Annotated in this window: 23 protein-coding genes and 4 tRNA genes; 21 read left to right on the plus strand and 6 right to left on the minus strand. The window is 41.7% G+C overall.

The genetic code is table 11. The features are described 5' to 3' along the window. Positions 1–19 precede the first annotated feature (19 nt). Complete coding sequence (locus tag J2T13_RS04825) at positions 20–835, minus strand: PPK2 family polyphosphate kinase (RefSeq protein WP_429368933.1); 816 nt, start codon at positions 833–835, stop codon at positions 20–22. Between the two features lie 294 nt (positions 836–1,129). Between J2T13_RS04825 and J2T13_RS04830 the strand changes: the two genes are divergently transcribed. The 3 genes from J2T13_RS04830 (at position 1,130) to J2T13_RS04840 (ending at position 3,511) form a co-directional block, all read left to right on the plus strand. After that, entirely contained in the window at positions 1,130–1,453 is a 324-nt protein-coding gene (locus J2T13_RS04830; protein WP_429368854.1) for a 2Fe-2S iron-sulfur cluster-binding protein, read from the plus strand. A 319-nt stretch (positions 1,454–1,772) separates the two neighbouring features. Next, positions 1,773–2,525 (plus strand): stalk domain-containing protein, encoded by a 753-nt coding sequence (locus J2T13_RS04835; protein WP_429368856.1) that lies wholly within the window; start codon positions 1,773–1,775, stop codon positions 2,523–2,525. Between the two features lie 197 nt (positions 2,526–2,722). Further along, on the plus strand, positions 2,723–3,511 hold the full coding sequence (locus J2T13_RS04840) for a Crp/Fnr family transcriptional regulator (RefSeq protein ID WP_429368858.1): 789 nt from the start codon (positions 2,723–2,725) through the stop codon (positions 3,509–3,511). A gap of 254 nt (positions 3,512–3,765) precedes the next feature. Here the strand turns inward: J2T13_RS04840 and J2T13_RS04845 are convergent, their stop codons facing one another. Both J2T13_RS04845 and J2T13_RS04850 read right to left on the minus strand, forming a co-directional pair. Beyond that, a complete protein-coding gene (locus J2T13_RS04845) occupies positions 3,766–4,500 on the minus strand; it encodes a hypothetical protein (RefSeq protein WP_429368860.1) in 735 nt (244 codons plus the stop codon). Further along, complete coding sequence (locus J2T13_RS04850) at positions 4,500–4,796, minus strand: hypothetical protein (RefSeq protein WP_429368862.1); 297 nt, start codon at positions 4,794–4,796, stop codon at positions 4,500–4,502. The genes J2T13_RS04845 and J2T13_RS04850 overlap by 1 nt, the downstream gene beginning before the upstream one ends. Positions 4,797–5,207: 411 nt before the next feature. Between J2T13_RS04850 and J2T13_RS04855 the strand changes: the two genes are divergently transcribed. The 7 genes from J2T13_RS04855 to J2T13_RS04885 all read left to right on the plus strand — a co-directional run bounded on the left by J2T13_RS04855 (position 5,208) and on the right by J2T13_RS04885 (position 14,882). Then, complete coding sequence (locus tag J2T13_RS04855; RefSeq protein WP_429368864.1) at positions 5,208–6,302, plus strand: LolA family protein; 1,095 nt, start codon at positions 5,208–5,210, stop codon at positions 6,300–6,302. 218 nt (positions 6,303–6,520) lie between these two features. Continuing rightward, entirely contained in the window at positions 6,521–7,705 is a 1,185-nt protein-coding gene (gene alr, locus J2T13_RS04860; RefSeq protein WP_429368935.1) for an alanine racemase, read from the plus strand. 211 nt (positions 7,706–7,916) lie between these two features. Next, positions 7,917–8,198: a CopG family ribbon-helix-helix protein gene (locus J2T13_RS04865; protein ID WP_429368937.1), complete on the plus strand. Its 282-nt coding sequence runs from the start codon at positions 7,917–7,919 to the stop codon at positions 8,196–8,198. Positions 8,199–8,201: 3 nt separating this feature from the next. Next, positions 8,202–8,552, plus strand: a complete 351-nt coding sequence (locus J2T13_RS04870) for a type II toxin-antitoxin system PemK/MazF family toxin (RefSeq protein ID WP_429368866.1) — start codon at positions 8,202–8,204, stop codon at positions 8,550–8,552. Between the two features lie 162 nt (positions 8,553–8,714). Further along, positions 8,715–9,512: a lipid II flippase Amj family protein gene (locus tag J2T13_RS04875; RefSeq protein ID WP_429368868.1), complete on the plus strand. Its 798-nt coding sequence runs from the start codon at positions 8,715–8,717 to the stop codon at positions 9,510–9,512. Between the two features lie 277 nt (positions 9,513–9,789). Continuing rightward, positions 9,790–11,979, plus strand: a complete 2,190-nt coding sequence (locus J2T13_RS04880) for an alpha-galactosidase (protein WP_429368870.1) — start codon at positions 9,790–9,792, stop codon at positions 11,977–11,979. A 731-nt stretch (positions 11,980–12,710) separates the two neighbouring features. Further along, a complete protein-coding gene (locus J2T13_RS04885) occupies positions 12,711–14,882 on the plus strand; it encodes a Tex family protein (RefSeq protein ID WP_429368939.1) in 2,172 nt (723 codons plus the stop codon). Positions 14,883–14,992: 110 nt separating this feature from the next. Here the strand turns inward: J2T13_RS04885 and cmpA are convergent, their stop codons facing one another. Further along, on the minus strand, positions 14,993–15,106 hold the full coding sequence (gene cmpA, locus J2T13_RS04890) for a cortex morphogenetic protein CmpA (protein WP_429368872.1): 114 nt from the start codon (positions 15,104–15,106) through the stop codon (positions 14,993–14,995). Between the two features lie 80 nt (positions 15,107–15,186). Further along, positions 15,187–15,537, minus strand: coding sequence for a hydrolase/acyltransferase (locus J2T13_RS04895; protein ID WP_429368874.1), 351 nt, complete (start codon positions 15,535–15,537; stop codon positions 15,187–15,189). A gap of 183 nt (positions 15,538–15,720) precedes the next feature. Here J2T13_RS04895 and J2T13_RS04900 point away from each other — a divergent pair, with 183 nt between their 5' ends. The 10 genes from J2T13_RS04900 to J2T13_RS04945 all read left to right on the plus strand — a co-directional run bounded on the left by J2T13_RS04900 (position 15,721) and on the right by J2T13_RS04945 (position 22,203). Then, a complete protein-coding gene (locus J2T13_RS04900; protein ID WP_429368941.1) occupies positions 15,721–16,185 on the plus strand; it encodes a SprT family protein in 465 nt (154 codons plus the stop codon). A 225-nt stretch (positions 16,186–16,410) separates the two neighbouring features. Further along, positions 16,411–16,486 (plus strand) — tRNA-Asn (locus tag J2T13_RS04905). 9 nt (positions 16,487–16,495) lie between these two features. After that, positions 16,496–16,587 (plus strand) — tRNA-Ser (locus J2T13_RS04910). Positions 16,588–16,972: 385 nt separating this feature from the next. After that, the gene (locus J2T13_RS04915) at positions 16,973–17,905 is read left to right on the plus strand and encodes an ATP-binding cassette domain-containing protein (protein WP_429368876.1); all 933 of its coding nucleotides are present in this window, start codon (positions 16,973–16,975) and stop codon (positions 17,903–17,905) included. A gap of 25 nt (positions 17,906–17,930) precedes the next feature. Then, entirely contained in the window at positions 17,931–19,052 is a 1,122-nt protein-coding gene (locus tag J2T13_RS04920) for an ABC transporter permease (protein WP_429368878.1), read from the plus strand. Further along, the gene (locus J2T13_RS04925; protein ID WP_429368880.1) at positions 19,049–20,143 is read left to right on the plus strand and encodes an ABC transporter permease; all 1,095 of its coding nucleotides are present in this window, start codon (positions 19,049–19,051) and stop codon (positions 20,141–20,143) included. The genes J2T13_RS04920 and J2T13_RS04925 overlap by 4 nt, the downstream gene beginning before the upstream one ends. Positions 20,144–20,174: 31 nt before the next feature. Then, positions 20,175–21,302, plus strand: a complete 1,128-nt coding sequence (locus tag J2T13_RS04930) for a sensor histidine kinase (RefSeq protein ID WP_429368882.1) — start codon at positions 20,175–20,177, stop codon at positions 21,300–21,302. Beyond that, positions 21,286–21,906, plus strand: a complete 621-nt coding sequence (locus tag J2T13_RS04935) for a response regulator (protein ID WP_429368943.1) — start codon at positions 21,286–21,288, stop codon at positions 21,904–21,906. The genes J2T13_RS04930 and J2T13_RS04935 overlap by 17 nt, the downstream gene beginning before the upstream one ends. 95 nt (positions 21,907–22,001) lie before the next feature. Further along, positions 22,002–22,073: transfer RNA gene (locus J2T13_RS04940), tRNA-Glu, on the plus strand. 47 nt (positions 22,074–22,120) lie between these two features. Next, positions 22,121–22,203: transfer RNA gene (locus tag J2T13_RS04945), tRNA-Leu, on the plus strand. Positions 22,204–22,511: 308 nt separating this feature from the next. On the opposite strand, the gene J2T13_RS04950 is transcribed toward J2T13_RS04945, so the two are convergent. Then, on the minus strand, positions 22,512–22,967 hold the full coding sequence (locus tag J2T13_RS04950; RefSeq protein WP_429368884.1) for a MarR family winged helix-turn-helix transcriptional regulator: 456 nt from the start codon (positions 22,965–22,967) through the stop codon (positions 22,512–22,514). A gap of 893 nt (positions 22,968–23,860) precedes the next feature. Here J2T13_RS04950 and J2T13_RS04955 point away from each other — a divergent pair. After that, complete coding sequence (locus tag J2T13_RS04955) at positions 23,861–24,223, plus strand: helix-turn-helix domain-containing protein (protein ID WP_429368886.1); 363 nt, start codon at positions 23,861–23,863, stop codon at positions 24,221–24,223. Positions 24,224–24,273: the final 50 nt, after the last annotated feature.

Consider the following 24,273-nt stretch of genomic DNA (forward strand, 5'->3'; position numbering starts at 1 on the left):
ACGAGGGTATCCGTTTCTTCTAGATTAGCTCTTTGAGATACTCTTGCAGATCCGGATTAGCAGGAGGTTCTTGCAAGTGTAGCTTCCGCAAGGACTCTACCACGATGCTCAACACGGCATAATTTCGATACCATCTATGATCTGATGGGACAACATGCCATGGGCTTTCTGTACTACATTTCTCTAAGACATCCTCATAAGATTTACGGTATTGCTTCCATAAGTTTCTTTCAGCTAAATCACTCGGATCAAACTTCCAATTTTTACTTGGATCTTCAATGCGGCTTTTGAGCTTTTCTAACTGGAATTCCTTCGAGATGTGGAGGAAGATTTTCACGATCTTTACATGGTTATCGCTTAATAATGACTCAAAATGGTTAATATGTTTGAATCTACGATTGGCTTCCTTGTCAGTGATGATATCGTGAACACGTGTAATAAGTACGTCTTCATAATACGATCGGTTGAAAGTTACGATTTGGCCAGGAGCAGGAATTTTACTGTGGACTCGCCATAGGAAATCATGCTGACTTTCTTCCGCGGTGGGTGTTTTGAAACTGTAGGCGTAAACTCCTTGTGGATTGATACCCGAGAAGACATTTTTGATGACGCCGTCTTTTCCACTACAATCCATCCCTTGAAATACGAATAGAATAGCCTCTTTCTTACCCGCAGCAAGTTTCTCCTGCAACTCTTGGAACTCTTTCTTCAACTTTTCAGTTTCCTCAACTACATCCTCTTTATTCTTGAAATGACCTGTATCTCTAGGATCAATGGATGTCAGATCAACTTTCTTCTTTACGGGTAGCGCAAACGGCTTAGGCATTGGCTTCATATCCTCCATTAGAAAAGTAATTAAAAATATATACAGAGATTAAGTTCATCAAAGTTGCTTGAAACTGTGTTTATTCTAATTTACAGGTTATTGTCTAATGTTACAACGATTTCATACCATAACCCCAGCTGAAGTAGGAAGAGACGAGCATACCACCGGTATTGAGCTTAAAAAGGTGATAAAGTTCAGAGAATAGATTAGTATAGAACAGATTACGGCTCCATAATAAATTCTTACTAATCGATGTCTTGATCAGGTGGAGTAGAAGAGTAGTAACGAAGGGAGTTATTCAAAATGCCAACAATTCAAGTAGAAGGAAAAGGCTCATTTCAAGCCGAGGTTGACAGAAAACTAGTGCTTGTTCTAGAAGACAACGGTGTAGATATATTACACCGATGTGGAGGGAATGCTAGATGTACAACTTGCCGTGTTGAGATTTTGGAGGGTGATGCAGGACCCATCGAGGAGTTGGAAGCAGAACTACTAGCGAAAAAAGAGATCACAGATCCTAATATCCGTCTCTCCTGTCAGGTTCGTGTACACACAGATCTATCTGTGAAACCATTGATGACAGCTTCTGAATCCGGGTTGGAACCGGGTGGAAGACCGCAAGAATAGAGGGAGAAGAGTTAGAATGCAAGTGGTTTAAATGAATTGAATAAACCATTATGTAAGGGCAGGAGCGAATGAATCGTTCCTGCTCTTTTTTTATCCAAAGACCTGAGGAAGTTAATAGTACGAAGAGTCCAAGTTCAAATTTGTAATTAGCAAAGTTAAGATCATGAAAGTGAATCCAAAGTTTGCTTATTTGTGCTGGAAATCACAAATTATATGTGGGATAGGCTACAGAACTTTTTCGTAGGATGGACTATTCTATGTATAGAACGATACTGGACTATGATTATGAATTAAATATGAATGAAGAGGTGTAATTATTATGAAAAGAATAGGAATGTTATTAATCAGTTTATTGGTGTTATTCAGTACAGTTACTACTATCTCAGCAAATTCGAGTACCAAGGCTATCTCAAGTTATGTTGGAGAATGGCAATCGGTTTCTCCAGATACGACTTATTATCTAACTATGGATAAAAGCAAAACTGTGGCAAACGGGTATAAAATGTATGCATATTATGAAAATCCGTTTTCTTCAGATGAGTTGTTTAGCACTGAACTTCAATTCAAATCAAGTACAATAGCAACATTTCAGTACAGCGGTTCAGAAGAAAACCTTAAGGAAAAAGAAGGGAAGTTAACCTTTGCAGGAGATCAATTAATCCTTACATATGAGACGTATAAGGGTTATAAAATGGTTATTACATTAGAACGTAAAGTCCAAAAAATCCAAGTATATATTGATGGAAGTAAAGTGAATCTTAGTCCAGTCCCACAGCTTAGTAATGCTACAGTGTTAGTTCCGATGCGAGCTATATTTGAATACCTTGGTGCTAAACTTGTGTGGGACCAAAAGCAACAAACGATCAAAGCTAGTTTAGGCGCAGATACTATTACATTAAAGATTGGTTCAAAACAAGCAATGGTTAATGGAGTCAGCGTTCAACTGACGGAAGCTCCGAAAGTAATAAATAATAATACATTTGTTCCACTGCGTTTTGTGAGTGAAGCACTTGGTGCTAAAGTGAAATGGGATGCAAAAGGCTACAGTGTATCTATTGTTAGTAAGAAATAAAGTTTGAACTTAAATATTGGTAGTTATTGCGATAGAGTACCTGTTAATGGAGGGACTTTACAGATATTTGTACACTTATTGTGTTTATGCAAGAAGCCAGCCGAATTCGGCTGGCTTTATTTGTTGTTCGTTGAACCGGGGGATCTCAATCTTCTAAAGAACTTACTCACAATGCAATTGTTGCGCTATAATCAAATATGAAGTTAGACGCATTTAGAGCAACAGGAGGAGTTCATATAGATATGTATAATCTAGTAACAGATACTCCATTTTTTAATGACATTATTGAAGATGAGAACAGAAATCTGGTTGCTTCCAAGTTCATTGAGCGCACTTTCCCCAAGGGGCAAATCCTGTATCAATACGGTGACGAAGGTCATGAAATGTATATCATTAAGTCAGGTTCCCTTAAAATTTACCGACAAGATGAGGGACATGAAATAATTTTTGGACACCAGTTCTTGGGTGAAGCCATTGGAGAATTGGAATTGTTTCATTATGACAACCGCAGAACAGCTTCTGTCGCTACAATAGAACCTACAACCCTATGGGTAATTAAACGCCAAGATATGGACGAACTTGTCAAGCTGTATCCAGAAATATTGCGAAAGACAATATACATACTAAGTGAGCGTTTGACACAAGCAGATCGTAAACTAGAATATTTAGGATTTTTGGATACACGAGTACGAGTAGCAAATTTACTACTGGATCTATATTCAAATTTCGGTATCGAAACGGAAGATGGCAGACTTATCAACTGGAAAATAACCCAACAGCATTTTGCCAGCATGATTGGTGTGGGCAGAGAATCGGCAGCAAGAGTGTTGCAAGAGTTTAAATCGGAAGGTATAATCGGAATCCAAAATAAGCTATTCTATATTCTGGATTTGCAAGCCATACAAAAGATTACAGGAAATGGAGCGAGTTCTGGTGATGAACGAAGATGGCATTCTACACATAAGTATGATACTACCTTCGTCTAAACATTCTGTGTTCTTAGGTTCACAAAGATACCAGAGCTTTCGCTCTGGTATGAAATATTAGAATATTACTTAGCTATGAATAAGGTATCAAACATCCTCTGCAATGGGTATAGAATATATATCAAGATTATTCCCTGTATTGGCTCTTTGACTTGTCCCATTTTTTTTACTCCCTTATATTTAATCCATAACTCATCTAATATGAAATCCTTCAAATCTACTGAATCCTTTCGGGTAGCTTGTATCTTGTTGTATTAGAAACTCATCACATAGGGGACATCATTCATACTATGTTTGCTTACATTTTCAAGGCGTTTGGTAATTTGCATTTGTATAAAGGGCCGCACCAGCACAGCACCCATTACGAAATAGGAAAGTGCGAGTAATGTGGCATATAATAAAAAACGCTTATCTTCCATATATAGATCATAGAAATGCCGATGTAAATCATAGTAAATAGGTTTTCCATGTAATTGGTTTATCGAAAATGCATAGTCATATAGAACCGTCATGAGCGCCAACAGAAACGGAACCACCAAGAAACTAAACACATTCAGTATGGGTATGAGCAAAACAAATGAACTTACTGCACTAATGAGTATGCCACCTGCAAAAGTAACCATAAAAACCGGAATAATATTCCTGATTCCTATCTTCACAATTTTTATGAAAGTCAGTGTAGGACGCCCCTTTAGTGCAAGATACGGCAGGAAGTAAAGCCCAGTCTTTATAACCTTTGCGATTAGGAAGAGTAAAAACGTAGACAGTCCTAACTTAATAAGTTTCTTCAGAATAATTAAGAAGAGGATCAGAGGTTTACTGTCGTCTTCACCAAAAAGCACCCTATAAAATCGGTAAATATCCGAAACCACACTGACAATACTCTCAAAATACAATACGATGATAAGTAACATCGGGATCAATATCATTAATAAATGATATTTAAGGAAGTCATAATATTGATACTCCATTACCTTCTTCTGACTCATTACATGACCTTTCCGGACATAATCCTTTTATTGTATTTTTGGGCAGCGGTTACTCCCCAAATAATACAGATCAGTTGGGTAAGAAAGAATAGCACTCCGCCAAACCCAGCTGTGAGAATACTAATTAAAAGAACAAATGCATTAACACATAACATGATGATCCCGCCTGCGATGGATGAATAAAATAGACCCAACGGTCCAAAAATAAATGTTAGTAATAAGGCTACACCAACACTCTTCTGGGATACGGCAATAATAACTGATGGCTGATTCTGGGGTGAAGTTGTGGTTTTCATTCGATTTCCTCCTATTTTCTAAATTAATACTTCAAGCTATGATTTGTTTCAAAGCGACTGTGAACTCTTATTTATAGTAAATAGGAGATTTCAATATAATAGTACATTCTCCTAAAATGTTCTGTAGCCTGAGCGACATATAAATTGTGATTTTCCGCACAAACATGCATTCCCCTACAGTTAATCGAATGAACTTCTGTAATACCCCAAGTGATTATTCTCAAAAATTTACGGGCTGTAGACATAGACTGAACCCGAAAGGGCCGTGTCAAGCACTGTTCTATCACCTATCACCAATGCCACGCACGCCAACCATTTTCCAAGCTTGTCATGCTAGTCTGCATAATGTGAACAAGTCCCTCATAGACATGTACTAATCAATTCAATATATGTGCTGAAGGGGATGATGTCATGCGCCGGATATCATGGGTGCTCGCCGTGGTGTTATGCGTTACCGTCGTGTTGGCAGGATGCGGGAAGAAGGACGCCTCTGCTGTAGTAAAGGATCTAAACGACGTGTCAGATAAGTTGGAGAGTAAAACAGGATCATATCAAGGTTCAGGCACCATGACGTTGTACACTGGAGAAAGTCCGCAGGAGTATCAAGTGGAAGTATGGTACCAGAATCCGTCATACTATCGGATTAGTCTGAAGAATGCTCAGAAGAATGTTACCCAGATTGTCTTGCGAAATGATGATGGTGTATTCGTACTTACGCCAAGCTTAAACAAAAGCTTCAGATTTCAGAGTGATTGGCCAGAGAATCAAGGGCAAGTATATTTGTATCAGACGCTCCTTCGTGGCATTCTAAGCGATAATTCGCGTCAATTTGCAGATGATAAGGAAAGTTATGTGTTTGAAGTTGCTGCGAACTACCACAGTCAATCTTTAGTACGGCAAAAAATTTGGCTTAGCAAAGACAACTATGAACCTAAACAAGTTCAAGTGTCCGATTCTGAAGCACGTGTTATCGTGGAAGTGAAATTTAATGAATTTAATTTTGATACCAAGTTTGAAAAAGATTCATTTGATATGCAGCGTAACATGACTGCATTAAATAATTCATCTGTGGGTGCCCTTGCAGAAGTCGATGAGAATGGCAACCTGATCGTGACTGAAGAGCAGGGAGTAGAAGGAGTTACGCAAGAATTTGTAATGAAGGAACTAGGCGGATTTGGAACTATTGAACCGGGATATTTACCGACGGGTGTGAAGCTCAAGGACGCGAATCAAGTAGCAGATAGCAAAGATCATTCGGTGCTGTTGCGATATGATGGCGCTTATCAATTCACAATCATAGAAGCAAGACCTGCTGATCGAGTAACATCGCTTGCTCCTGCAACAGGTATTGATTTAGGCTTCACGATGGGTGCATTAACTGGGGATGAGCAGCAGACACTAACATGGATGGATAATGGTATTGAGTTCCGAATTACCAGTGCAAATCTTCCAGTCAGTGAAATGATGCATATTGCCGCTTCTTTACAGGAACAATCGGGTAAGTAATTATTGTAGGCGGATTCCAGTATGGTCAGGGCTATTATTCCCTCTACATATCGGCGGTCCGTCTATTCTTTATCCGTTGTTGAATAGGAGAATAATTACGATGCATGAGGATCGCTCATGATTGACAGGCACCTTCCCGAACATTAACATTAGTATATAACGTTACTGTAGTCCATCATGAATCAAGAGGCTTAAATATTTGGAGAAGGTGAATGGAATTGCAAGTGAATTATCGACCTACAACAGCGGAGATTAATCTAGATCATCTGCAAGCAAATTATGAAGCTTTTCGTACAGCATTGCCCAGAGATATGATGATTCTAGCATGTGTTAAAGCCAATGCATACGGACATGGTGCAGTGGAAGTAGCACGGGAGATGGAAATTCTGGGTGCGAGTTACCTCAGTGTTGCTTTTTTGGATGAAGCCATAGAACTGCGACAAGCAGGTATTGTTTTGCCCATTTTAGTTCTAGGCTATACGCCACCTGAGGCGATTCTAACGGCATGGGAGTACGACATTACCATCACTCTTTTTTCGACAGAGGTTATGCAGGCAATGGCTCGGCTTCCTATCGAGAATTCCTCCAGAAGATTGAAAGTACACATCAAGATTGATAGCGGAATGGGACGGCTTGGATTGTTTCCAGGTGAAGATGCTATCTCTTTTATTGAAGAAGCTTTTTCACTGCCACAAGTTCAAGTAGAGGGAATGTTTACCCATTTCGCTAAAGCAGACGAAGAAGACAAGGACTATACATTGGAGCAGTTCCGACGGTTTCAAGGCGTGGTGGACGTACTACGGGAGAAGGGCTATTCTATCCCCATTATACATACGGGAAATAGTGCCACGGCGATAGACACACCACTTTTATCTTACAATATGGTGCGTATAGGGATTAGCTTATATGGGCTCTATCCTTCGGAGAAAGTGAATCGTCGCAAGGTGGTACTAACCCCGGTATTGACGCTGAAGACGCAAGCAGTATTTATCAAAACACTTCCCCCTCATTCGGGTATTAGTTATGGGAGTACGTATGTGACAGAACACGATGAAGTCATTGCTACGATCCCCATCGGCTACGCCGATGGATATTCTCGAATGTTGACTGGCAAAGCGGAAGTACTGATTCGCGGACGCCGCGTTCCTGTCGTCGGAAACATCTGCATGGACCAGTGTATGGTATCGCTGCAATCTTTTGCTGAACAAGCAGAAAAAATTCAAGTCGGTGAAGAGGTTGTACTCATCGGCCAGCAATCTGACGTGTGTATCACGGCAGACGAACTGGCATCCCAGCTTGGCACCATTCCCTACGAAGTGATCTGTATGTTAGCTGCTCGAATCCCGCGAGTCTATACTCGGAAGGGCTCCATTCAACAACTTATCAATCCTTTATTGAAATAAGGGAGGATATAACACCTACCATCTATTTATGAACTTTATTTAAGGAATAAAGAATATTAGATATGAGAGAATATATATACTAATATGTCAGTTGTAGTTTATAATGGAATACAGCATAACTGATATACGATCGGCATATATATTCTTTTGTATAAATTCCTATAAATAGAGTTATACTGTTGCACAAGGTGTTGTGGGGGTGGAAGAGAAGGTGGCCAATATGCAGAACACCAAGAGAATAATGATCAGTTTGCCAGATCATCTTTTGCAGGAAGTGGACGGGATCGCTCAACTGGAGAATTCCAACCGTAGTGAACTCATCAGGCAAGCCATGAAACTGTATCTGACAGAGCGGAAGAAAAGATATATCCGGGAGTCTATGCAACGTGGCTACATGGAAATGGCCAAGATTAACTTGGTCATGGCGTCTGAGGCCTTTCATGCGGAAGAAGATGCAGACAGCACTCTAGGCCGCTCAGTAAGCGGGGTGTAGACATTGATTTTTAAACGCGGCGACGTATTTTTCGCAGACCTTTCTCCTGTTGTTGGTTCCGAACAGGGAGGGGTGAGGCCGGTATTGATCATTCAGAATGACATTGGTAATCGTTTTAGTCCGACGGTTATCGTGGCGGCTATTACCGCTCAAATCCAGAAGGCAAAGATGCCAACCCATGTTGAGATTGACGCAGCCTCTCATGGATTTGATCGTGATTCCGTTATTTTGCTTGAACAAGTCAGGACCATTGACAAACAGAGACTCACAGATAAGATCACTCATCTTGATGATGAAACCATGAAAAAAGTAGATGAAGCTTTACAGATCAGTTTGAGTTTAATTGATTTCTAGGATCCTCATCTATTAGGCATTTGAATACAAGGACGTACCTTTCGAGGTACGTCCTTTTCAATATGAACTTAATCTGTGTTAACTTCATTATATATGGTATTATTTGTAATGTGTGCCCATGAATTTTAATGTTGCCATTATGAAATAGTGAGGTGTGTTTGTTTGATAGAACAAGTACTGCTTGTTGCGCTATTTACTTTTATTATTCATCTTTCGGAGACACTTACATATTCTCTTCGCTTAGCAGGAGTGCGTTTAGGGAAATTAGCCGTTTCCTTATCTTTGACTGGGATCATACTCTTAATTTCAAGAACAGCTAACATGGTTCAGGCCCCACTTACCGGTAAAATTATAGACTTCGCCAAAGACTATGCAGAGTATAACCTCATTATTCATTTGCGGATTATTATTGGTGCAGCAACAGCAGGAACAATTGTGGCTTTATTGCTGTTTCCATCCGCTGTTTTACTTTCATCTCGAATAATATCCCATCTAGAGGTTGCTGGATCGATACCTCAAATGATTCGTTCATCGGTCTCTTTTCAAAAAATAACCAACGCACGATATCATATGAGTCCTCCCAAGTTGTCGATGTTGTCACGGTTGAGAATCGGTGGTATACCCAAAAGGTTGGTGATCCTAAACTGTGTGGTAACCGCTATTTACACCATTGGAGTACTGGCAGCTCTATTAGCTTCGACATTTACGACGGAATACTCAATTGCCGCATCACAGTCCTCTGGTCTAATCAATGGGATAGCAACCATTTTACTGACTATACTCATAGATCCACAAATCGGTCTAATAACGGATAAGGTGCTAAAAGGTGAAAAGGACATCACTTCACTCAATAAGATCTTTGGATTATTAATGATATCTCGATTAGCTGGAACGGTGCTTGCGCAGTTATTATTGGTACCGGCTGCTTATTGGATTGAATGGATGGTATCGATTCTATAGTGAAGTTCACGGCTCAATTCGCCCGGGGTAATAAGTGCGGGCGGATTGTCCATTTAGATCCCTCTTCTCACAAGTAATCGCTTACGAAATAGACATGGAAGGATGTAGATATGGTTGCGATGATAATGTATGCTTAAGGCAATTCAATATAAGTGCGTGTTCAAAACTCCCATTTTCATCCATGGGAGTTTTGAACAACCTCTATAAGTAATACATATTGAAGTCGGGAATTGTAGCTTTACATCATACAGCAGTTCCTTTACCTGAGGAGGGAATTATGGGTATTTACATTAATAATGCGCAGCAATTGTTCCATTTACAGACTAAGAGTGCAAGTTATGTATTTCAAGTACTGCCTTCGGGATATTTAGCTCATTTGTATTATGGCAAAAAATTACGCTCCGGTGATTTAAGTTGGCTTCTAAAAACGCAGGAACGCGCTTCCTTCAGCCCTAATCCAGTAGCTGAGGATCGCACGATTTCTTTCGATACGTTACCGCAGGAAGTTCCTGTTTACGGCACTAGTGATTTCCGTCATCCGCTCTTGCAATGTCGTCTTCAGAATGGTTCTACGGTCACTGAATTTATATATGTATCCCATCGTGTGGAGCAAGGGAAACCCGCATTAACAGGGTTACCAGCTACCTATGTTGAACATGAGGATGAAGCAGCAACGCTGATCGTCGAGCTTCAAGACAAAGTGTCGGGTCTACGTATTGAGCTTCAATATACAGCCTTTGAACATTACGATGCCATTACTAGGTCTATGAATATTGTGAATGACAGTCGTGAATCTATTCAAATATTACGTGCACTGAGTGCTAGTGTCGATTTTCCACATGCAGATTATGAATGGTTGCAATTATCAGGAGCTTGGAGCAGAGAACGGGATATCGTTCGTAAGCCGTTAACCTATGGGATGCAAGCTGTAGAAAGCCGCCGGGGCTCAAGCAGTCACCAGCAGAATCCATTTGCGGCGCTGCTTGCTCCAGGAAGCGATGAGGATCAAGGTGAAGTCTATGGCTTCAGTCTTGTCTACAGCGGTAGCTTTATTGCTCAAGCTGAGGTTGATCAATTTCGTACAACGAGATTGTCACTCGGCATTAACCCTTTTGAATTTAATTGGACGTTAGAAGCGGGACAATCCTTCCAGACACCTGAAGCTGTTATGGTATACTCTGCCGAAGGACTTGGGGGTATGTCGCACAACTATCATCATTTGTATCGTGAACGACTTGCTCGTGGTAAGTATCGCGATCTAGAACGTCCTGTACTTGTGAATAACTGGGAGGCTACCTACTTCCAATTCAATGCAGACAAAATTGAGGATATTGCGAAAGTGGGCCAAGATTTAGGCGTGGAATTATTTGTACTGGATGATGGATGGTTCGGTCACCGTGATAGTGATAATTCCTCACTTGGTGATTGGGTTGTGGATAAGAACAAGCTACCGAATGGGCTTGAGGATTTAGTGAGTCGGGTAACGAACCAGGGGATGCAGTTTGGATTATGGTTCGAACCTGAGATGGTGTCGCCCGATAGCGACTTGTATCATAATCATCCAGACTGGTGTCTGCATGTACCTGATCGACGTCGTACTGAAGGAAGACAACAACTCGTACTCGACTTCTCACGCCAAGATGTACAGGATGAAATCGTACGGTTGGTGAGTGATATTCTGAAGTGTGCCCCCATTACTTATGTGAAGTGGGATATGAATCGTAATATGACAGAAGTGGGTTCTGCGCTATTGCCACCGGAAAGGCAGCAGGAGACGGCTCACCGCTACATGTTGGGCTTATATGATGTGATGGAACGGATCACGTCCTCATTTCCTGATGTTCTATTCGAGAGTTGCTCGGGTGGGGGAGGTCGCTTCGATCCAGGTATGCTCTACTATATGCCACAAACGTGGACAAGCGATAATACCGATGCGATAGCTCGCCTAAGAATTCAATACGGTACAAGTCTTGTCTATCCTATTAGTTCAATGGGGTCACATATCTCTGCTGTACCTAACCATCAGGTAGGTCGTACCACATCTCTGGAGATGCGTGGTCATGTAGCGATGTCTGGAAACTTCGGATACGAATTAGATTTAACTGCGTTCAGTGAAGAAGAGAAGAACGTCGTTAAAGAGCAAATAGCTATCTACAAAGAAATACGTGGATTAATTCAATTTGGTGAATTCTACCGACTTCTTAGCCCTTTCGAGGGCAATGAGACGGCTTGGATGTTCGTATCGCCTGACGGACGGGAAGCGGCGGTATTCTATTTCCGCATCTTATCAGAATCGAATGCTCCGCTTAGTCGATTGAAGTTAAAGGGGCTTGATCCTGAGGCTGATTACAGACTTGTGGGAGGTTCGGATGCTTTCGGTGGAGATGCCTTAATGTATGCAGGTATCTCAGTTGGGGAGAAGCTGGGCGATTATCATAGTGAGTTTTTCCGATTCGAGAGAGTATAAGGCTGACACAGGAGCCGTGATCGAGAAGGATGAGTGACATAGAAGTATGATATAGAAACCGCGATATGGAAGTAAGCTTGTAGAGACGTAAATGTGATACAGAAGTAAGCGGGACATTGGAGTATGAGTATAATTCCAAGCATTATCTTGAAGAATTTCAATCGAGGTAATGCTTTTTTTTGGAAGGTAGAGCTAACCATTACCTTCTGTAATCCATTTAATTATGGTTGAATACCCAAACTATTGCTTAACGAAATAATCAAGTACCGATTTCGAGGGTTGAGCCAGTTTCTGTGTACAAATCGTGATTTCATTTAACGGGAAACTCTCCCGCTAAATAATGGAGAGAGCTCAATATTCTATATCTAACTGGATTTTCTCCCGTTAATTCTACCGATTCTCCCTCTATAGCCTCATAGCGCCGAATTAGATGGAGATATTCCTTTTAAATCCTCTCAGAGCAGTGTACAAGTCATATTAGATGGAGAAATTCCTGTTATTCATTTTCTGAAAACATCAAGGCCAGATTTCAAGGTTGAGTCTTAATTATGATCAGAAATTTTTCCATATAGGTGTAATATCTGTGAACTGCTTGTCACGGGACATCACCGAATAAAGTGGGCAGGCTGGAAATATGCCCGAAAGTTTGTGATAATAGGGCTATAGCTAAGTTGGAAAGAGGGATACTATTGTCAGAACAGGAAGCAGTTGTAGAGATAAATGAAGTTCAGATGAAAGCAGACGAGCAAGAGCGTATTGTGAAGCAGATTGCCAAGGAACTATCCTTGTCTTTGAAGCAAGTACGTACAACGGTTGGATTATTGGATGAAGGAAATACGATTCCTTTTATCGCACGTTATCGTAAGGAAATGACGGAAGAACTCGACGAGAATCAATTACGTGACATAGAAGAACGTACCGGATACTTACGAAATTTAGAAGAACGTAAACGGGAAGTCATTCGGATTATTAATGAACAGAGTAAATTGACGGATGAATTACGGACCTCCATTGTACAAGCTGTGAAATTGCAGGAAGTGGAGGATCTATATCGTCCATATCGACAGAAACGTAAAACGCGCGCTAGTATGGCCAAGGAAAAAGGCCTGGAGCCTTTGGCAAACTGGATATGGGATCAACCTAAGCAAGGTGATTTGGTAGCCGAAGCAACGAAGTATGTTGATGCAGATCAGGGCGTTGTGACTAGCGAGGATGCCATCCAAGGTGCGATGGATATTATCGCTGAGAATATTGCAGATGATGCTGCCATTCGTACTTGGGTACGTCGATATACGATGGATCATGGTGTACTAACCTCTGAAGCTAAAGATGCTGAGTTGGAGTCTGTGTATGAGAATTACTATAGCTATCGTGAAGTAGCCAAGAAAATGCCGCCTCACCGTATTCTGGCCATTAATCGTGGAGAACGGGAGAATATACTTAAGGTAGGGCTAGAGGTGCCTGCAGAGTCAGTTCATACTTATATTGGGGCTCAGGTGTTAAAAGGAGCCTCTAAAGTGAAATCAGTGCTGGAGTCCATCTTTGAAGATGCTTATAAACGCCTGATTGCACCGTCCATTGAACGAGAAATTCGTGGTGAATTGACGGAAAAGGGTGAGAATCAAGCAATTTCAATATTCTCAGGCAACTTGCGGAGTCTGTTGCTTCAGCCGCCAGTGAAGGGACGTTATGTACTAGGAGTAGATCCAGCGTTCCGTACAGGATGTAAGTTGGCTGTGGTTGATGATACAGGGAAGATGCTAGAAGTAGCGGTTACTTATCCAACGCCACCTCATAATAAGCGAAGAGAAGCAGCGGATAAATTCCGTGAACTCATTTCGAAATACAGTATTCAATTGATCGTGATCGGAAACGGAACGGCATCTAGGGAGACTGAACAATTCGTGTCTGAGATTATTAGCGAGTTGAATCAGCAGGATCTAGCCTATCTGATCGTAAACGAAGCGGGGGCAAGTGTATATTCCGCATCCAAGATAGCACAAGAAGAGTTTCCGGATCTAGATGTTGCAGAACGTAGTGCAGTATCAATTGCACGTCGTATACAAGATCCATTAGCTGAACTGGTGAAGATTGATCCTAAAGCTATCGGAGTTGGTCAATACCAACACGATGTAACCCAGAAGCATCTAGAGGAGAGCTTGAAGGCTGTTGTTGAGTCTGCGGTTAACCACGTTGGGGTAGATGTAAATACGGCTTCCCCATCGTTATTATCTTATGTAGCGGGTGTTAATGCGACAACAGCGAAGAATATTGTGAAATATCGGGAAGCCAATGGTAAATTCGTGACTCGTAAACAGCTTCAAAGCGTACCCCGTCTGGGTGCCAAAACGTATGAGCAATGTATCGGCTTTATGCGCATTTCGGAGGGGAATAATACGCTGGATAGTACACCTATCCATCCGGAGTCCTATGCGGTGGTTGATAAGATCTTCAAGGAATTGAAGGTTGAACTGAATAAGCTGGGAAGTCAAGAGTTGAACACGATGCTGGCTGAACAGGATATCGAGAACCTTGCAACGAGACTTGATGTGGGGGTACCTACATTGCGAGATATTATTGAAAGTTTACAGCGTCCTGGACGTGATCCACGTGAGGAGCTACCTTTGCCAATATTCCGTACGGATGTATTGAAGCTTGAAGACCTTACTGCAGGTATGGAATTACAAGGTACAGTGCGGAACGTAATCGATTTTGGAGCTTTCGTTGATATTGGGATTAAGAGTGATGGTCTTGTACACATTTCTCAGCTTAGTAACGGTTATGTGAAACATCCGATGGATGTTGTCTCTGTAGGGGATAATGTGACGGTATGGGTACTGAATATTGATCTCAAAAAAGGTCGCGTCGGACTCACGATGAAAAATCCAAATAAAGAGCAATAATTGCGCGATAGTTACTGAAAAAGCTTCGCTATCCATCATGGATAGCGAAGCTTTTGTGCGAAATGTTGGAAATACACCTCCATATTTCGTCAGCGTGTCATTCATATAGATTAGTCATCAGAACCGGTTCGATAATAGAACCAACATTCATTGAGAAGCTTGATTTGGCGACGATCTCTTCTGCTAAAAGCTTTCATTAATTGACTGCAAAGCCACTGCGGCAAGGGTATCCCTCCTCTTGCAATTCCATATGTAAGGTTAGCATATGGAGGAGAGGCCCGGAGTGTGCAAGTCTACACGATAATTATTCCATTTCGTCTTCGTACCATTGCTCCAATTGTGCCTGAAGTGCACGTATTTCAGTCAGCAGTGAGATTAGTGGGTAGTTCTTCTCGTCGATGGTGGCGAAAGATTGTTCGAGTTCATTAATATAATCTAATCCATTCTGGAGGGTGTGATGTTCCTGCAAAAGGTCTAAATTATCGCATTCCGCAACGGCTAGTGGTAACTTGGGCACTTCGATAGCCGTCAGTTTGTCAATTTCTTTATTTAGGCGTAAATTAAGTGCGCTCAGCTGATATGCATAATCTGCTGGCATTTCCACAAAACGAAGGTCTTGCTGTTGTTGTAAAATAACGTATCGCATCTGTGACATGTTGTAGTAGAATCCTCCTCTGGTACAATTAGTAAATGAACTAAAGCCATAGTAAACTCGTTCATATTCGTATACATGACAGTGTAGCGTATGGTGAAGTTAAAATTCAAGTATCATCTCTTAGAAATACAGATATATGGCATACATGATATAGGAAGGAAAAACTAGATTATGATGAAGGATATGAACAACGAACAACTTCAAGCGTGGGTGGAAGGCATCTCTATGGAGAGTTTTGGGGTTCCTTTTCGGCATCAGGCATTATTTAATGCGCGGTTGTCGACTACAGGGGGAAGGTACTTCCTGAAGGGGCACAACATCGAGATTAATCCGCATCAACTTGAAAATCATGGAGTAGAAGAAGTAGAAAAAATTATTAAGCATGAACTGTGTCATTACCATCTACACTTAGCTGGACGTGGATATCGTCATCGTGATGTTGATTTCAAACAATTGCTGAAGCAGGTGGGCGGAAGTCGCTACTGCCAATCGCTGCCTGGTGCTAAAGCGCGCAAGCCACAGCCATATCGATATAAACTCCTCTGCACCGCCTGTGCTCAGGAATATTTACGTAAACGTAAAGTAGATCCTAAGCGTTATCGTTGTGGTAAATGTGCAGGGAAGTTAACCATAACGCAGCTAAATTAACAAACACATAGCCCGTGATGGTTGCTTTTCAATGGGTAAATTATCCGCTATGATGGATTTGAGAAGTCTATGTCTGTAGGAAGAGGAATATATAATTGCAGTACTACTGCATGTTTTCGTATTCGTTGTGTACGATTTAAATGACAACGTTGTATGGAAATTTCGTTTCTCTCTTGACTCTGTTGCGAAACCATGATAAATTGTGTGTTATTGAAAGATTGTTATTCCCTGATAGCTCAGTTGGTAGAGCACTCGACTGTTAATCGAGTTGTCACAGGTTCGAGCCCTGTTCGGGGAGCCATTTCTTTTTGGAGAGATACCCAAGTGGCTATAAGGGGACCCTCTGCTAAGGGGTTAGACTGCGTAAGCGGTGCGTGGGTTCGAATCCCACTCTCTCCGCCATAATAATTTAATTGAGACCGCTATTTCATTTTACATGATATAGCGGTTTTTTAATTTTTGAGTATTTTAAATTATAATTGTTTACTGCTACAGCATAAGGGTTATGATATTTTGTTTATATTGCTTATATTTCTATGAGAAACGGTTTCTCCGTCCCTGTAAGGATGGCGAAGCCGTTTCTTTGTGGTGCGTTTTCGTTGGACGGATACGGTTACCTACATTTCTAAGTGTTTTGCTGTTCTTGTTCTTGCATTCTTTTGCGCGTAATGGATGACAAATGTCATGTGAGGATGTTCCTGCAAGCACTAGTAGGAGGAGGTATGATGCCCTAAGATGAGAGCAGGAAACAGAAAAAGGCCGTCGGGCAGAGGGAGTGAGTGGGAGCATGCTTCTGGAAGTGAAAGATATAATCAAACGCTACAAGCAGTTTCTGGCTTTGGATCATATGAACTTCTCGATTGAAGAAGGAGAAATCTTCGGGCTACTGGGGCCGAATGGCGCTGGAAAGACGACCATAATCAACATTATGTCAGGGCTAACTGGTTATGATGAAGGGGAAGTCCGATTTATGGGTAAAGAAATCAGCAGACACGAAATGGAGGTCAAACGCGAACTTGGCATTGTACCTCAGGATATAGCTTTGTTTGAGGACCTAACTGCCGAGGAGAATCTTGATTATTTTGGGCGTCTATACGGTCTGAGAGGGATCTTGCTGAAAGAGAGAATAGATGAGGCGCTGACGTTCACCGGACTGTCTGACCGGAGGAAGGATCGTCCCAAGGGCTTCTCCGGTGGGATGAAGCGTAGATTGAACATCGCATGTGCGATATTACATCATCCTAAGCTGATTATTATGGATGAACCTACGGTAGGGATCGATCCACAATCACGAAACCATATTATGCAGTCGATTCGACGGCTGAATGAGATGGGCTCCACCATTATTTACACATCCCATTACATGAAGGAAGTAGAGGAGATATGTTCGCGCATCGCGATTGTTGATCATGGACGAATCATGGCTCTAGGTACCCTTGAGGAACTGACAGCACTCGTCTCCACAGAGGAGAAGCTGGTGATTGAGTTGTCTTCCATCAATTATACAGTGGTAGACAAGATCAAGGGCATTCCTGGTATCAGAGAATGCCTCATTAGAGACAATCAACTAGATGTTATTGGGAAGAAAGGCGGTCATCATGTTAGCCGAATAATCCAGATCGCACTAGAAGCCGAAGTTGAGGTACTTTCTTTAACTGTGGAAAAGCCAAGTCTAGAGGACGTGTTTCTAACCCTTACAGGGAGATCGCTTCGTGACTAATCGAATTGAGAGGGAGTAGCCTAGAATGAATACTTGGACAGTCGCTTACTACACCTTTCTTCAGCATGTGAGGGATGTTCGTTCCATCATCGCTTTTATTATGCTGCCAATAGCTGTAGTATTGGTTGCCGGAACAGCGCTTTCGGGAGATTTTACGCCCAAAACGGTAGATCCAGCAATGGTTGGATATCTCAATGAAGATAAGGGTGCGCTAGGCTTAGCATGGGATGGGTTCATGAATGGGGAACAGACACAATCGCTCTTGCAGGTGCAGGATGTAGTTGGAATGGATGCAGGACGGAAGGCGGTTATAGCCGGTGAGTTAGATGGTTTGCTGTACATTCCATCGGATCTGACTAAGCAGTGGCAGAACGGCAAGGAAATACAAGTGGACTATTACAGTGATGAACCTTATTCCTTGGTTTTGCCTGTATTAGAGAGCTTCGTGAGGAATATAAATAAAGACGCCGTCTTAATGACTATTGGTGTGGAAGATTCAGATACGAAAGCTCTACCATCGTCCATGCTGAAGGACATAGGTATGGTGTCAGAAGGAAAAATTCCGCGTGCTCTTGATTACTATGGGATAACCCTCCTCTTCCAGTGCCTTCTACTGGGCGGAATGTTCGGTATTTTTGCCATTACCAAGGATTTTGATAATCATATGTATGCCAGGTTTGTAGCGGCGCCGGTTAGCAACTTTCAGATTGGACTTGGCAAATGGATAGGGAGTACTGCAACATTATATGGAATCGCGTGTATTGTCGTTCTTATATTCAAGTATGGGTTTAGCATCAATTGGAGTGGTAGCCTATGGCTTATTATGTTGGTTCTTCTGCAATTTTGCGCCATTGCTGTTGGGTTAGGGATTTTTTTTGCTAATCTCACCCGAAGCTTGATGCTGTCCACATTAGTAGTGTTTTTCCTTGGAACCTTGCTGACCTTCGCAGCCGGAGGTTTCACCCGAATGGAGGGAAAAGTCATGGACTTCTTAAGTCACCTTGCTCCGGGCACTTATGGCCAAGAGGTTCTGTTTCAGAATATTTATGAAGGAACGGTATCTCTCGCCTCTCTTTCACAGATGACACTGTATACCGGAATTGTGGTTGCACTTGTGTTCTTATCGGGAAGGAGGAGAGCGAGATGACCATTTTTACGAACACTGTGAAAAGAATCCTGCGTAATAAAGCGCAGTTACTATTCCTAATTATTTTTCCTTTTGCCTTTACAAGCATAGGTTTTATTGGAGCAAGACCCGCAATCAGTGTATCCATAGTAGATAAAGATCAGACAGAACTAACTGCGCGTATTCTCCGCAATTTGTCTGAGAAGGCAGTGATTCGTCCAGTGGAGGAAGAGGATATAGAGAAGAAGCTACTTGAACTTTATACGGATTATGTGCTGGTTATTGAGGATGGCTTCACGGACGGACTGATTGCTGGAAATCATGAACAAGTAGCGGCTTATCATCTTGCAGAATCCAATGTGTTCCAACCGATAAGCGTATTGCTCGAGCAGTGGCTTGAGCACGGGTATTATATAGCTGAAGCTGTAAATCATGATCCAGAGCTGTTTTCTAGTGGATTTGCCAAATACGATCAGGGAGCGCTCCAAATGAAGAGCTTGCATATAACCGATCCTCGTGCGTTCCAAACGAAAGCCGTGCTGGGTGTACTGGTCATGGCAATGTTGTATACGTCCTTAATTACTGGTCTACAGATCATTGTTAACAAAAATAACGGTACCCTTTATCGAACCTTAGCTGCACCTGTCAGAATTAAAAGCTATATGTTACAAATGATCGGAGGTCAACTGCTTATAGCCTGGGTTCAGGTTACTTTTGTTATGCTTGTGTTCCAGTGGATCTACCATCTGTATATGGGGAGTTCTCCGATCAATCTCTATATCCTCTTACTTTTGTTCTCTTTTGTATCGGTCTCTTTGGGAGTAGCCATTAGTAGAGTATCTAATAATATGATCCAAGCTTGTCTAATCGGAGTCAGTTTAATCGTACCCGCGTCTCTGTTGGGAGGAGCCTATTTTCCAATTGATGATATCCCAGGAGTGATCCAGATTCTTAGTCAGTTTTCACCCATAGCTTGGATGTTGAAATGCGTTGAAAAGTTGCTTCAAGGGCAGAACTTAATCTCTCTTTCTAGAGAGCTTGGAATATTGATGTTATTCGCTATTATTTTCTTTTTGATAGGAAGTTTTAGAAAAGTAGATTTATCGAAGTAAAGCTGTAGAATATTTGATATAATCGAAGAAAATGGCAGTGATCGAGGCGAAAATGAAACATTGGGTAAGTGGTGTTATTTCTCTATATCTAGTTATGGTTCTGCTAATGAACGGGAACCTCGACTATGAACAGCTATTTCTTGTGCTTTCTCTCGTGGGAGTAACGATTCTGAAGGACAAATTTTATAACACAAGAACGATGTCCGTTATAGCACTTCTGCTTACATGGTTAGCGGTATCTATAGATTTCCAGTTTGCCGTGTTGTTCACGCTGGTTTGCTATGATTGTGTGCTTAAACGATACTATATTGCAGCTGCGTCGGTGCCTCTCTTAGTGTGCTGGTACGGATGGGATGAGATGCCGCAGATTCTTGGGTTAAATCTGGTGTTAATCGTTGTGTGTGGGTTTGTGGCTTATACGGTGGAACAGGGAGAACAAAGGAAAAATGGGTTTCAGCACACGTTAGATAATGAGCGGCGTTTGCGCTATGAACTGGAAGGGGCTAAAGCCCAACTATTGCACACCTCCAAGGAAATTGCTTCTATTACTGAAGTGAAGGAGCGTAACCGAATTGCACGTGATCTTCATGACAGCATCGGGCATAATCTCACGGGGATTCTGATCCAACTTCAGGCTGCACACAAGGTGCATAGCCATGATAATGTGAAGTCCATGGAGATCGTCAGCCAATCGATCAAGGGTCTCGCTCATTCTGTAGAGCTATTGCGTGATACCGTACATAATATCAAGCCGCGGGAAAATGCCGGAGTGGAGTATTTGCAGAGCATTGTTGATCACTATGGTTTTTGTGAAGTGAAGCTAAAGTTGAGCGGGGATTTCAATACAGTACCTTCAGGTCATTTGGAAATCCTCAGTAGCACCATGAAAGAAGCGCTAACGAATGTCGCTCGCTATTCGGAAGCCACACAGGTGGACATTTCCATTGATGCCAATGAGCAGTACACACGATTCTATTTGAAGGACAACGGTAAAGGTACTTCGCTCATCAGGGAAGGTATGGGTTTAAGTGGGATCAAGGAAAGAGTTGGCAATGTGGGTGGGCGGGTGTCGATAAGCGGAACGAATGTATTTCTAATCGTTTGCCTGATTCCAAGACAGGAAGGAGTGGGGATATTTGAAGGTGCTAATCGTGGATGATGATGCCCTCATTAGAGAAGGGCTCAGCCTGTTGCTTGGCTTGGAGGAAGACTTCGAGGTGATCGGAACAGCGGCTAACGCCCAGGAGGCATTGGAGCGATGCCGGCATGAACCTCCTGATCTGGTGCTGATGGATATTCGTATGCCTGTTATGGATGGTGTAATGGGGACACGAGCCATAAAGCAGCAATTTCGTGATATTAAAGTGGTGATTCTGACGACCTTTAGAGATGATGAGTATATTAAAGAAGCAGTCAAAAGCGGGGCGGAAGGTTATATTCTCAAGAATCAACCCTCTGACAGCATTATTGAGAGCCTAAGGGCTGTGGGGAAAGGGAATACGGTCTTTGTGAAGGAGGTGGCCAATACCCTCTCAGCTATGTTAAAGGAGGAGAAGCAGGCGCATTCTCACCAGTACTCTACACTCACCCCGCGGGAAGTTGAAATTATGTCCCTCGTGGCTGAAGGGTTATCTAACAAGGAAATTGCCGAACAAATCTTCCTTGGTGAAGGAACGACTCGTAATTATGTGACAGGGCTATTGGAAAAGCTAGGACTTCGTGATCGGACTCAACTGGCCATTTATTACTTGAAGCACCTATAGGCCGTCAGACTGTCTACACGATGAAAAAAATAGTTGCCACACAGATCGGTTTTTGCTATACTTATTTTTGTCGTCACGAACATATGTGATATTAAGGCCCGTTGGTCAAGGGGTTAAGACACCTCCCTTTCACGGAGGTAACATGGGTTCGAATCCCATACGGGTCATTATTTTTCCTCAAATGACATACATTCTTGTATGGATCATTTAATAAGCGGTCGTGGTGGAATGGCAGACACGCTACCTTGAGGTGGTAGTGGGGGCAACCCCGTGGAGGTTCGAGTCCTCTCGACCGCATCATAAGATAACAGGTGAACCCTTGCTAATGGCAAGGGTTTTTTGTTGTCTATTTATAAAGGTAAGATACCACCGTGAAAAACAATAGATGTTGTTTCTAATGTTATGTTCGACATCATTCGATGTTAAATGGAGGTGTGTTGTGATATTATAAAACTATTAAGGGAAATAATGGGTTTTTGTCCTTTGTAGGGATTGTACGATACAGTTGTGTTAAACTATCCATTTCTGGCAATGAGGATATAACGTGAGAAAGGTTTGAGGGCTCTTCCTAATGAAAGGACTACTTTAAGATAGGTTTAGTCTGTTTACAACTTTCGGGTCCCTTCAAGGGTATCTATATTATGTTGAATCTGCATTAGGACTTGATGTAAGCATTCTAGTTGTTCATCGGTGATTCCATCTATAATTTCCTTGTTAAGTCCGACCTCAACTGGAATTGTATCTTCCATGAGCTTTTTTACAATAGGGCTCTCGAATATTAAAAAGGCTCTGCGATCGCTAGGATCTACCTTTCTCTGGATCAGTTCTTTCTTATCAAGTACATCTAGAATACGTGTGATCGTGGGTTGATCCTTATCTGTACGTAAGGATATTTGCTTCTGATTGATGCCTTCTTCTAAGTGAATTTGATAAAGTACGGTCCATTGCTCAGGTGTGATACCAAAGGGTTTCAGACGACTTGCGAATAGATTACTAATTCTTCGAAATGTATTAGCATATTTGAATCCGATGGATTGTTCTGGAGAAGAATATCTAGACATGCCAAAAACCTCCTGATTTTTTAATTGTTATAACAATTAAAAGTATAGCAAGAGTTAGGCGCCAATTCAATAACTGATAGGGATCTTAATGATTATGATTCAGAAAGTCATTCTAGTATGGAGGAATATTGGGGGTATAGGCGCCGAATGCAATCTGGGCAAATGTCATGTGTAAACTCCGCATAGGTATGTTTCTCTAAGAAGCTTTCGATGGATTTCCATAGATCTTCCTCATTCCGAATGTTCTTACATACAGCACAGATAGGGAGAAGACCCCGAAGGGTACGGACCTGAGAAATAGACGCTTGTAAATTCAATTCATGCTCTTTTCTCTTGGATATGTCGAATATGGAGATCACAACTCCCTTGATTCTATCTGCTTTATTCTCAAGCAGCGGGGAGGCATTAAATAGGAACCAATAATGGCTATCATTTATAGATAAGCTAAATTCATAGGAATAAGACAATCGATGGCCTTGAAGAATACATAGAAGATTAGCTTTTAGAATATTGTGATCTTGTTGCATGGGGGATAGGTGGTCATGACCATGAAAGAAATTAATACCTTCCCAGTTGAACTCGGAAGGAACTTCATAATGAATTAATAGATTCTTCTAGGCGTGGTTAGTAGTCAGGATATAACCCTCTGTATCGATGACGGCAATGCCTTGCTGTAGAGAATAAATGACTTCAAGATGAAGTGAATTAACGGAATTATGCATAAATCATCGCTCCTGTCATGTGAAGGGGGTTATTTGCAAAAATGACTAAGTACTTTATGATATTATTTATACAATAATAACCAATAGTATATACGTTGTTACGTCATTTTTCAAATATATGGATACTTTAATACGTATATTTAGCGACAATGATTGGAAGGCGGTCTTAGAATGCAGACGATATACGAACGGATTGAACTTCTTGTTAAAAATAAAGGGATGACTAAAAAATTTTTCTGTGAAGAACTTGTGATTAGCACTGGCAATCTAGGAGATTGGAAGAGAGGCAAGTCCACACCGAGCACGAATAAGTTAATCGAGATTGGAGCCTACTTTGAGGTTAGTCTGGACTGGCTTATACTGGGGAGGGGCCCTCAGAGTGAATTATTGAGGGAAAGCCAGAAGTCCTACTTGGTAGATGAATTACAACGAGCAAATAGTCCTGATTATATATTGAGTAAGAAGGAGAAGGACTTTATACAGGAGTATATTCAGTTTGCAGACTATAGGAGAAATCATAATTTAGAAGGATAATTCTCTGTCGGTAGCTTCTTGTTCACGAAATCACGACATAATATGACACC

It is taken from the genome of Paenibacillus sp. DS2015, assembly GCF_050433705.1.
Taxonomy (GTDB): Bacteria; Bacillota; Bacilli; order Paenibacillales; family Paenibacillaceae; genus Paenibacillus_AQ.